This is a genomic window from Aestuariivita boseongensis, assembly GCF_001262635.1.
Lineage (GTDB): Bacteria > Pseudomonadota > Alphaproteobacteria > Rhodobacterales > Rhodobacteraceae > Aestuariivita > Aestuariivita boseongensis.
In genome coordinates this window covers 35,118-44,134 of record NZ_JXYH01000028.1, presented here as the reverse complement: position 1 = coordinate 44,134, position 9,017 = coordinate 35,118, and the positions used below count along the sequence as shown (strand labels likewise).

Annotated in this window: 11 protein-coding genes and 1 riboswitch; of the genes, 10 read left to right on the top strand and 1 reads right to left on the bottom strand. The window is 66.3% G+C overall.

What is annotated here, in order from left to right:
* Window positions 1-29 precede the first annotated feature (29 nt).
* Entirely contained in the window at window positions 30-290 is a 261-nt protein-coding gene (locus TR61_RS12105) for a DUF2312 domain-containing protein (RefSeq protein WP_050930340.1), read from the bottom strand.
* A gap of 127 nt (window positions 291-417) precedes the next feature.
* A riboswitch (cobalamin riboswitch) is annotated at window positions 418-631 on the top strand.
* 128 nt (window positions 632-759) lie between these two features.
* Between TR61_RS12105 and TR61_RS12100 the strand changes: the two genes are divergently transcribed.
* Genes TR61_RS12100 through TR61_RS12055 form a run of 10 tightly spaced genes read left to right on the top strand, consistent with a single transcriptional unit; the run spans window position 760 to window position 8,996 of the window.
* A complete protein-coding gene (locus TR61_RS12100; protein ID WP_050930336.1) occupies window positions 760-2,709 on the top strand; it encodes a TonB-dependent receptor plug domain-containing protein in 1,950 nt (649 codons plus the stop codon).
* Window positions 2,710-2,755: 46 nt separating this feature from the next.
* Window positions 2,756-3,538, top strand: coding sequence for an ABC transporter substrate-binding protein (locus TR61_RS12095; RefSeq protein ID WP_157440901.1), 783 nt, complete (start codon window positions 2,756-2,758; stop codon window positions 3,536-3,538).
* Window positions 3,535-4,515: a FecCD family ABC transporter permease gene (locus TR61_RS12090; protein ID WP_050930335.1), complete on the top strand. Its 981-nt coding sequence runs from the start codon at window positions 3,535-3,537 to the stop codon at window positions 4,513-4,515. The genes TR61_RS12095 and TR61_RS12090 overlap by 4 nt, the downstream gene beginning before the upstream one ends.
* Window positions 4,512-5,270, top strand: a complete 759-nt coding sequence (locus TR61_RS12085) for an ABC transporter ATP-binding protein (protein WP_050930334.1) — start codon at window positions 4,512-4,514, stop codon at window positions 5,268-5,270. The genes TR61_RS12090 and TR61_RS12085 overlap by 4 nt, the downstream gene beginning before the upstream one ends.
* Entirely contained in the window at window positions 5,267-5,920 is a 654-nt protein-coding gene (locus tag TR61_RS12080) for an adenosylcobinamide amidohydrolase (protein ID WP_050930333.1), read from the top strand. Before TR61_RS12085 ends, TR61_RS12080 begins: the two co-directional genes overlap by 4 nt.
* Entirely contained in the window at window positions 5,920-6,708 is a 789-nt protein-coding gene (locus TR61_RS12075) for a cobalamin-binding protein (protein WP_050930332.1), read from the top strand. Before TR61_RS12080 ends, TR61_RS12075 begins: the two co-directional genes overlap by 1 nt.
* Entirely contained in the window at window positions 6,705-7,331 is a 627-nt protein-coding gene (locus TR61_RS12070; RefSeq protein ID WP_050930331.1) for a MotA/TolQ/ExbB proton channel family protein, read from the top strand. The genes TR61_RS12075 and TR61_RS12070 overlap by 4 nt, the downstream gene beginning before the upstream one ends.
* Window positions 7,331-7,717: an ExbD/TolR family protein gene (locus TR61_RS12065; RefSeq protein ID WP_050930338.1), complete on the top strand. Its 387-nt coding sequence runs from the start codon at window positions 7,331-7,333 to the stop codon at window positions 7,715-7,717. The genes TR61_RS12070 and TR61_RS12065 overlap by 1 nt, the downstream gene beginning before the upstream one ends.
* On the top strand, window positions 7,714-8,100 hold the full coding sequence (locus TR61_RS12060; protein ID WP_050930330.1) for an ExbD/TolR family protein: 387 nt from the start codon (window positions 7,714-7,716) through the stop codon (window positions 8,098-8,100). The genes TR61_RS12065 and TR61_RS12060 overlap by 4 nt, the downstream gene beginning before the upstream one ends.
* On the top strand, window positions 8,100-8,996 hold the full coding sequence (locus TR61_RS12055) for an energy transducer TonB (protein WP_050930329.1): 897 nt from the start codon (window positions 8,100-8,102) through the stop codon (window positions 8,994-8,996). Before TR61_RS12060 ends, TR61_RS12055 begins: the two co-directional genes overlap by 1 nt.
* The last annotated feature ends 21 nt before the right edge of the window (window positions 8,997-9,017 follow it).

The following is a 9,017-nucleotide window of genomic DNA, read 5'->3' as shown; positions in this document are numbered from 1 at the left end:
CGCGGGGGCAGAGCCCCCAAAACGCGCGTTCAACGCATGCCCAGCGCTTCTTTGTACATCTCCAGCACCGCCTCTTCCTCGGCGATGTCATCGGGCTCGCGCTTGCGCAGCGCGACCACCTTGCGCATGACCTTGGTGTCATATCCACGCGCCTTGGCCTCGGCCATGACCTCTTTCTGCTGGTCGGCGATGTCCTTTTTCTCCTGCTCCAGCCGCTCGAACCGTTCAATGAACTGGCGCAGCTCGTCTGCGGTCACGCGATAGCTGGCATCGGTCGAGGTGTCGGACATCATGGGGCTCCTTACAGGGCGGTAAACGGGGTCAGGCCCCGTTCGTACCCAAGCCCGCGCAGCCCCGCAAGACGCAGAATTGGCCGCTTGCGTCGTTTACGCGCCTTGATCGAAATCCAAACGCCCTATAGGCAGAACAGGCTTTGGTTCGGCGAGGCGACTCGCCGTTAAAGGGAACATGGTGCGGCCTGCACAACAGGCCAAGTCCATGACTGCCCCCGCAACTGTAAGCGGAGAGTGCGATCGGCATATGCCACTGGATGTCCAAGGGGGATGTTCGGGAAGGTCCGGTCAAGCGATGACCCGCAAGTCAGGAGACCTGCCAGGGCGATCACCTTCATCCGGCGCGGGGCGCGCCGGGATGGACGAGCCAAAGGCCCGGAATGGTGACGCAAAACGCACCGTTTGGGCAAGGCGCACTGTCCTTTCCAAACTCAAGACAAAAGATATCGGGAAGGGACAGCCCATCATGACACGTTACCTGGCTTCGGCCTCTGCACTTGCTCTTATCCTCGCGGCCCCGGCGGCGCGCGCGCAGCAACTCACGCTTGATCTGGGCGAGATTTCCGTCACCGCCACCGCCGAGCCGCTTGAGGAAGGCCGCACCGGCACCTCGGTCCGGATCCTCACCGCCGAAGACGAATTGTCCGTGCCTGGCGATCTGCAACTGACCGACGCGCTGCGCCGTGAAACCGGGCTGAGTGTTTTGCAGAACGGCCCCGCCGGCACCTCGGCCGAATTGCGCATCCGCGGCGCGCAGGAACGTTATACGGCGGTATATGTCGACGGGATCAAGGTGAATGACCCGGCTTCCACCTCCGGGCAGTACGGCAATTTCGGCACTTTCGGCATCGGCGCGCTGGCCGGGGCCGAGGTGCTCAAAGGGTCGCAATCGGCGCTTTACGGCGGCTCGGCCGTGGCGGGGGTTGTGAACGTCTTCACCCTGCCCGATCTGGATGGCCCGCAAGGCATCACCCAGCGCGCCAACGTGATGTTCGGCAGCTTCGGCACCATCGCGGCCTCTTACGCATATGCCCACAATGCCGGGGCATGGAGCACAGCTTTTGCCCTCTCCTATGCCGAAGCCGACGGGTTTTCCGCAGGCGATGAAAACCGGGGCAATACCGAAGATGACGGATTCCGCGAAACCCGCGTCAGTTTCGGCGCGGCCTATCAGGCCAGCGACACGCTGCGGCTGGGGTTCAACGGGTTCTACGTGACCGCCGACACCGAATTCGACGAAGGCACCGGCGCGGGCCCTGTCGACGGCACACCGGGTGACGAGACCGGCACCCGCGAGGAAATCGGTCTGCGTCTTTTTGCCGAAATCGATACCGGCCTATGGCAGCATGATTTCGCGCTGTCCTATTTCAACGTGGACCGCACCCTTGTGTCGGCCACAGTCGCACCGGGCAGCTTTTCGGCATTCACCAGCACGTTCGAGGGCGAACGCCAGCGCTTTGACTGGCAATCCAGCGGTCAGATCAATGACCAGTTGCGCCTGACATTCGGGGCCGATTGGGAAAAGCTGACCGCGAAAAGCACATCGCTGCCCGGCGGCAGCGCCGAGACCACAAATACCGGCCTGTTTGCCGAGGCGCTTTACACGCCGAACAATCAGCTCGACATCAACGCCTCTGTCCGCTTTGACGACAACTCCCAGTTCGGGAACGAGACCACGGGCCGCCTTGCCGTCAGCTATCGGCCCACACAGGAACTGACCCTGCGCGGTGTACTGGCCACGGGTTTTCGCGCGCCGGTCGCATCCGAGCTGTTCTCGGCCTTCCCCGACCCTCTTTATCCCTTCTTCGGCAACCCCGCGCTTGCGCCCGAGACCAGCGAAAGCATCGAGATCGGGTTTGATTACCGGTTTGCACCAGATGCCGTGTTCTCGGCAACGGTGTTCCGCAACGAGATCGACAACCTGATCCAGTTCGCGCCCTGCCCCGTGACGGTCGATTTCGTGTTCTTCTCCTGCGATGCGGGCACCTTTTCCAGCCTCGCCAATGTGCCCGGCACCACCACTTTCGAGGGGGTCGAGCTGGAATATGAACACACCTTCTCCGACATGGTCGCGATGCGTCTGGCCTATACCTATATCGACGCGGCCACCGCTTCGGGCGCGCTTCTGCCCCGCGTGGCCGAACATGAGCTGTTTTTGGGCGTGGACGTGAACTGGACCGACCGATTTGCCACGCAGCTGTCGGTGACCCATCAGGCCGACCGCGCGCCCGATACCAGCCCCGCGCAGGTGCTGGGCGACTTCACCGTGGTCGATCTGAGCTTCACCTATGACGTGACCGATCAGGCTCAGGCTTACCTGGCGATCAAGAACGTCTTTGACGAGCAATACCAACAGATTGCCGGATACGGCACGTCCGACCGCGCGTTCTACGTTGGGGTCCGTGCGACATTCTAGGCTCATACGCCCCCTTGCGGCGGCGCTTTTCTGCGCCGCCCTTGGGATGCCTGCCCTGGCTCAGCCGGAACGTGTGGTGTCGGTGAACCTCTGCACCGATCAACTGGCCCTGATGCTGGCCGATGAGGGGCAGCTGGTCTCGGTCAGCCGTCTTGCCCATGACCCCGACAGCTCGGCCATGGTCGAGGCTGCATTGCCCCTGCCCACCAACGGATCTGGAGCAGAGGAGGTCTATCTTCTGAACCCCGATCTGGTGGTAGCGGGCACCTTCACCGATGCCGCCACCGTCCAGCTTCTGCGCGACCTGGGCATCCGGGTCGAGCTTTTCGCCCCGGCGCGGTCTTTGGACGATGTGCCCGCGCGCTTGCGCCAGATGGGTGACGCCCTGGGCCGGCAAGCCGAGGCCGAGGCGCTTGTTGCCGATTTCAACGCCAGGCTTGAGGCGCTGACCGTCACGCTAGAGCCACGCCCACGCGCCGCGCTCTATTACGTCAATTCCTATACCGCCGGGGACAAATCGCTGGCCCATGACATCCTGACCGTGGCGGGGTTCGACAATATCTCGTCCGGGCTGGGCATGGGCTGGGGCGGCGTTCTGGCGCTGGAACAGCTGGTCATGCTGGCCCCCGACGTGATCATCCAGGGCCGCGATTACCCCGGTCAGGCGCGGGCCGAAGACAACCTGACCCATCCCGCACTGACCGCCCTGCCCGGCACGCTGATGGCGGGCGAACTGACCGACCGCGACTGGATCTGCGGCACGCCACAGGTGTTGAATGCCGTCGAGGACATGCGCGCCCTGCGCCTGTCGATGGAGCCCGGGCAATGAGGCTTTTCCTGACCCTTCTGGCGCTGTGTGCGGTGCTGTTCGTGGCCTCGCTGACGTCGGGCCAGATCACGGCCGGGGTCTCCGAAAGCCTTGCCGCGCTCTTTGCCCGCGACGGCCTGCCCCTGTCGGTTGTCATGCAGGAGATCCGCCTGCCCCGCGCGATCCTCGCGGTGATGATCGGCGCGTCCCTCGGCATGGCGGGGGCAGCGATGCAGGGTTTTTTGCGCAACCCGCTGGCCGAACCGGGGCTGATCGGCGTGTCGGGATCGGCTGCCTTGGGCGCGGTGCTCGCTATCCAGACCGGGCTGACGCTTGTGTGCCCGCTGGCCCTGCCGCTGGCCGCTTTGACGGGTGCGGTGCTGGCCGTGCTGCTGATCCTGATGCTGGCCGGCCCGCGCGGGGCATCAATCACGTTGATCCTTGCGGGCATCGCAATTTCCGCACTGGCGGCAGCACTCACATCGCTGGTATTGAACCTCTCGCCCAACCCCTTTGCCGCCGCCGACATCGTCTTCTGGATGATGGGGTCGCTGGCGGACCGGTCCTTTGTGCATGTCTGGCTGGCGCTGCCCTTCATGGCCGTGGGCTGGGTTTTGTTGATCCTGTCAGGACGCGGCCTGGATGCGCTGACCTTGGGCGAGGATGCGGCGCACGCCATGGGCATCAACCTGACGCGTCTGCGGCTGATGGTCGTGATCGGCACTGCCTCTGCCGTGGGGGCCGCGACCGCTGTGGCGGGTGCCATCGGCTTCGTTGGCCTCGTCGTACCGCACCTGCTCCGCCGCTTCGTGGGCGCGCGCCCGTCCGCGCTCCTCTGGGCCTCGGCCCTTGGCGGGGCCGCCATGGTGCTGGCCGCCGATATCGCCGTGCGGGAGATCCTGCCGCAGCGTGATCTGAAGCTCGGCGTGCTGATGGCGCTGGTGGGTGCGCCCTTGTTCCTGCATCTGATCTTCAAAACGCGGAAGGAGATGGCATGACCCTCCTGTCGCTGCAAAACCTCACCGTCAGGCGCGGCGATTGCCCGGTGGTCGATGACGTCACCGTTTCCATCGCGGCGGGAGAATGCGTGGGCCTGATCGGCCCAAACGGCGCGGGCAAGACGACCCTTTTGCGCGGCGCGTTGGGGTTGTTGCCGCATGAGGGTCAATCGTCCCTCACCGACATGAGTGCCGCCGACCGCGCCCGCCACGCCGCCTGGATGCCCCAATCACGCGAGATCGCCTGGCCGGTGGAGGTCGATACCCTGATCGCCCTTGGCCGCATCCCCCACCTGCCGCGTGGCGCGAAACTGACGCCCACGGATCAAACCGCCATCGACGCCGCCATCGCCCGCATGGGGCTGGAAAGCTTCCGCCGCCGCACCGCCACGCAGCTGTCTGGCGGCGAACAGGCGCGGGTTCTGATCGCGCGGGCTTTGGCGCAGGATACGCCCCTTTTGCTGGCCGATGAGCCCATCGCGGGGCTGGACCCGGCCAGCCAGATTGCCACGATGCAGGTCTTCCGCGATCTGGCGAGGGATGGGCATGGGGTTGTGATCTCGCTGCATGATCTGGGGCTGGCGGCGCGGCATTGCTCGCGGCTCTTGATGATGCATGCCGGGCGTCTGATCGCCGATGGCCCGCCGCGCGACGTGCTGACGCCCGAGAATATCGCGCAGGTCTTCAACATCACCGGCTTCTGGGCCGACACGGATCACGGCCCCGTCTTCCAACCGATGGAGGTGACGAGATGAGCGTGACGCTGGACCGCCCCTGGCTGCGTTTCGATCTGGGCCGCCCCCACCGCGTGCTCAGCTGGTCCCTGACCCGCCCGGGGTTCGTGGAGGCCGACACGATCCTCTGGCGCGAGGTGCGCAATGCCGATCTGCCGGAAGATTTCGACGTGCATCGGTGGTTGACGGCAGAGCTTGGCAAGCGCGGCGATGAGGGGGCCGTCACCCTGCTGACCTCCCGCGATCTGGATGCGTTCGAGGTGGCAGACGCGACGGCTGAAGGCATCACCGCCCGCTGCGTCGCCACGGTGGGCCTGTCGAACGCAGAACATATCGGCACGCGGCTGGATCGGTCCGCCAAGGACTGGGGCACGATCAATGTGGCCGTGCAGGTGGATGCGCCTCTGGCCGATGCCGCGCTGGTGGAACTGGTGTCGATCGTGGCCCAAGCGCGGACCGCAGCAGTCATCGAAATGGCCCATGACCTGCCCACAGGGCGCACAACAGGCACCGGCACCGACTGCATCGCGATTGCCGCCTTGCGAGGAGAAGCGCCTTTCGCAGGCATGCATACGCCCGTGGGCGAAGCCGTGGGCCGCGCGGCCTATGACGCCGTTCACGCAGGGGCACAGGTCTGGATGGACCGCGTCCGGCGGGAGGGAGAATTCTGATGGCCTTCCCCCCCGAACGCATCGTGTGTCTGACGGAAGAAACCGTCGAAACGCTGTACCTGCTGGGTCAGGAGCATCGGATTGTCGGTGTCACCGGATACGCCGTGCGCCCCGCTCGTGTGCGTAAGGAGAAACCGCGCGTGGGGGCGTTTACCTCGGCTGATGTGCCCAAGATCCTCGATCTGAAGCCGGATCTGGTGCTGACCTTCTCGGACCTGCAGGCCGATATCGCGGCTGAGCTGATCCGCGCAGGCATCGCCGTTCATGCGTTCAACCAACGCTCCATTGCGGAGATCCTCGATATGATCCGAACGCTGGGCGCGTTGACCGGCACCAAAGGCCGTGCCGAGGCGATCATCCGCCGGTTCGAGGCCCGCGCGCATGTCTTGCGCACCACCCCGCGCCCCACCCGTCCGCGTGTCTATTTCGAGGAATGGGACGACCCGCCCATTTCCGGAATCGCCTGGGTGTCGGAACTGATCGAATTGGCAGGTGGTGAAGACGTGTTCGCCCATCTGCGCCGCGAACAAGGGGCGAAGAACCGCATTCTGGATCCCGCCCAAATCATCGACGCCAGACCGGATGTGATCCTGGCGTCGTGGTGCGGCAAGAAGGTTCGCCCCGAAAAGATCGCCGCGCGGCCCGGGTGGGGCGACATCCCTGCCGTTGCGCAGAACCGGATCGTTGAAATAAAGTCCCCCCTGATCCTCCAACCCGGGCCTGCCGCCCTGACCGACGGGCTGGAGGCCATCGTGAGTGCCCTTTGGGGCGAAGGAGCGCGCGCATGATCCCCCCCGATATGATCGCTTTTCTGGATCGCGGCGGCCCGGCTTTGTGGCTGATCGCAGCGCTGTCGGTGCTGACGCTGGCGCTGATCCTGTGGAAGATCTGGCACTTTTCGCTGATGGGCGCCTGGGCCGGGCGGGCCACGGAAGCCGCGATTGCCCACTGGGCGCGCGGAGAGACGGATCAGGCCCTTGCCACGGTCGCCGGGCGCGCGTCGCTCCGGGCGCGGCTGGCGCATTCGGCGATGACCGCGCGGCTGGACCCCAAACTGGACGAGGCCGCCGCGCGCGAGGAAACCACCCGCGTCGCGCGTGCCGATCTGGCCGAGGCGCGGCGGGGGCTGAGGGCGCTGGAGCTGATCGCGACCATCGCGCCATTGGTTGGCCTTCTGGGGACCGTTCTGGGCATGATCGAAGCGTTTCAGGCGCTGCAATCCTCGGGCAACCGCGCCGATCCCACGGTACTGGCGGGCGGCATCTGGGAGGCGCTTCTGACCACGGCAGCAGGCATGGCGGTGGCGATCCCCGCGGCCATGGCGCTCAGCTGGTTCGATTCCATTGTCGAACGGCTGCAAGGCGACATGGAAGACGCCGCCACCCGGATCTTCCTGCGCGGGGGCAAGTGATGTTTGCCTTCGCCGCCCCCCGCCCCCGGCGCAAGCCCAGCCTGACGCCCATGATCGACGTGGTCTTTCTGCTTTTGGTGTTCTTCATGCTGGCCTCGCGCTTTGGGCAGGACATGGCCCTGCCGCTGGTTGCAGGCACCGGGGCTGAGGCGTGGGAGGGCGCGCCGCGTCTGGTCACCCTGTCGGACACGGGGCTGGCGCTGAATGGCGCGTTGGTGGTGCTGGAGGATCTTGCCGCCGCCCTTGAGCCGTTGATGCCGGACAGGGCCGCGCCCATCGTCATTCAACCCATGGGCGGGGCCGATCTGGCCGCGCTGACGGCGCTGTTCGACACCCTGCGCGCGGCAGGCCTGAGCACCCTTGTTCTGGTGGAGGGTGAGAGATGAATTTCGCCCCCACCCGCCCCGCGCGCCGGCCCGCCGAAAACATCGTGCCGATGATCAACGTAGTCTTCCTGCTGCTGATCTTTTTCCTGATGACGGCGCAGATCACGGCTCCGCTGCCCTTTGACGTCACGCCTCCGGCCTCGGACAGCGAGGCACTGGCCGAAGGGCCGCAGGCGCTGCATATCTCGGCCGACGGGCAGCTTTTCTTCGATGGCGCCGAGGACGATGCGGTCTGGCCGGGGCTTGCCGCCTTGCCGCCTGATACACCCCTTATGATCCGCGCCGATGCCGGGTTTTCGGCGGCTGAACTGGCTGCGATCCTGACCCGGCTGACCGGGCTGGGGATTACCCGGATCGCGCTTGTCACCGAAGGGGGCGCGTGATGCGGCTGGTTGAAGGGGCGATCTTCCTCAGCCTTGCGACGGGCCTTCACATGGGCCTCTGGGCCGCTGCGCCCGCGCCCGACGGGGCAACGCCGTCGGGCGATAACGGGCGGGAAGAGATAACGATTACCCCCGCCAGCGCAGGCATGACGCAGATGGTGCGCGCCTGGCAGAGCCCGCCTCAGGTGGCGACGGATCTGAACGCCACGACCGCGCCCGAGACCGCCACGCCTGTCGCTCTGCCCGCCCCGGTGGCTCCTGCCCCGAAAATGGCCCTGCCGGGCCGCCCCGCCCTGCCGGACCATGGCAGCGCCCCGCAGGCGGAAGAGACCCCACCCACCGCACCGCGCACACCGCCGGTGACCGCGCTAGCCCAACCCGCCGCGCCCGAAGCCAGCCAGCCGCCCGCACCCGACGCGCGCCCGCAGGCGCGGCCCCGGCCTGCGCCCGCGCCACGTCTGCAGGCCCCGGACACCGCCGCCCTGCCCCGCGCCGACACGCAACCGGCCACACCGCAACCCAAGGCACGCGCGCAAGGCGCCCCGCAGAAAAAGCCCAGCGCCGGAGCCGCCTCTGGCACACAGCAGGCCGCCGCTACACAAAGCGCGCAAAGCGCCACGCTTCAGGCGCAATGGGGTGCACGGATCCAGCGAAAGGTGCATCGCAGCCTGTTTTATCCGCGCGGCGCATCCGGGTCGGGGACCGCGCGCGTGGCGCTGACGGTGGATCGCAACGGGCGGCTGCAGGGGCTGACGCTGATCCGGTCCTCGGGCGTGGCGGCCTTTGACGATGCGGCCCTGAGCGCCGTGCGCCGTGCGGGCCGTTTCCCAAAAGCCCCCGACGGGCTGGGCGAGGCCAGCTATCGCTTTACCATGGGATTAAATTTCAAACCGTGAGGCCTTGTGCGAAGCGGCGGG

What these genes read in the sequence shown, in the direction of transcription:
- TR61_RS12090 (WP_050930335.1), top strand. Translation starts at nt 3,535, where the DNA reads ATGAGGCTTTTCCTGACCCTTCTGGCGCTGTGTGCGGTGCTGTTCGTG.
- TR61_RS12095 (WP_157440901.1), top strand. Translation starts at nt 2,756, where the DNA reads ATGCCTGCCCTGGCTCAGCCGGAACGTGTGGTGTCGGTGAACCTCTGC.
- TR61_RS12085 (WP_050930334.1), top strand. Translation starts at nt 4,512, where the DNA reads ATGACCCTCCTGTCGCTGCAAAACCTCACCGTCAGGCGCGGCGATTGC.
- TR61_RS12100 (WP_050930336.1), top strand. Translation starts at nt 760, where the DNA reads ATGACACGTTACCTGGCTTCGGCCTCTGCACTTGCTCTTATCCTCGCG.
- TR61_RS12060 (WP_050930330.1), top strand. Translation starts at nt 7,714, where the DNA reads ATGAATTTCGCCCCCACCCGCCCCGCGCGCCGGCCCGCCGAAAACATC.
- TR61_RS12070 (WP_050930331.1), top strand. Translation starts at nt 6,705, where the DNA reads ATGATCCCCCCCGATATGATCGCTTTTCTGGATCGCGGCGGCCCGGCT.
- TR61_RS12065 (WP_050930338.1), top strand. Translation starts at nt 7,331, where the DNA reads ATGTTTGCCTTCGCCGCCCCCCGCCCCCGGCGCAAGCCCAGCCTGACG.
- TR61_RS12105 (WP_050930340.1), bottom strand. Translation starts at nt 290, where the DNA reads ATGTCCGACACCTCGACCGATGCCAGCTATCGCGTGACCGCAGACGAG.
- TR61_RS12080 (WP_050930333.1), top strand. Translation starts at nt 5,267, where the DNA reads ATGAGCGTGACGCTGGACCGCCCCTGGCTGCGTTTCGATCTGGGCCGC.
- TR61_RS12075 (WP_050930332.1), top strand. Translation starts at nt 5,920, where the DNA reads ATGGCCTTCCCCCCCGAACGCATCGTGTGTCTGACGGAAGAAACCGTC.
- TR61_RS12055 (WP_050930329.1), top strand. Translation starts at nt 8,100, where the DNA reads ATGCGGCTGGTTGAAGGGGCGATCTTCCTCAGCCTTGCGACGGGCCTT.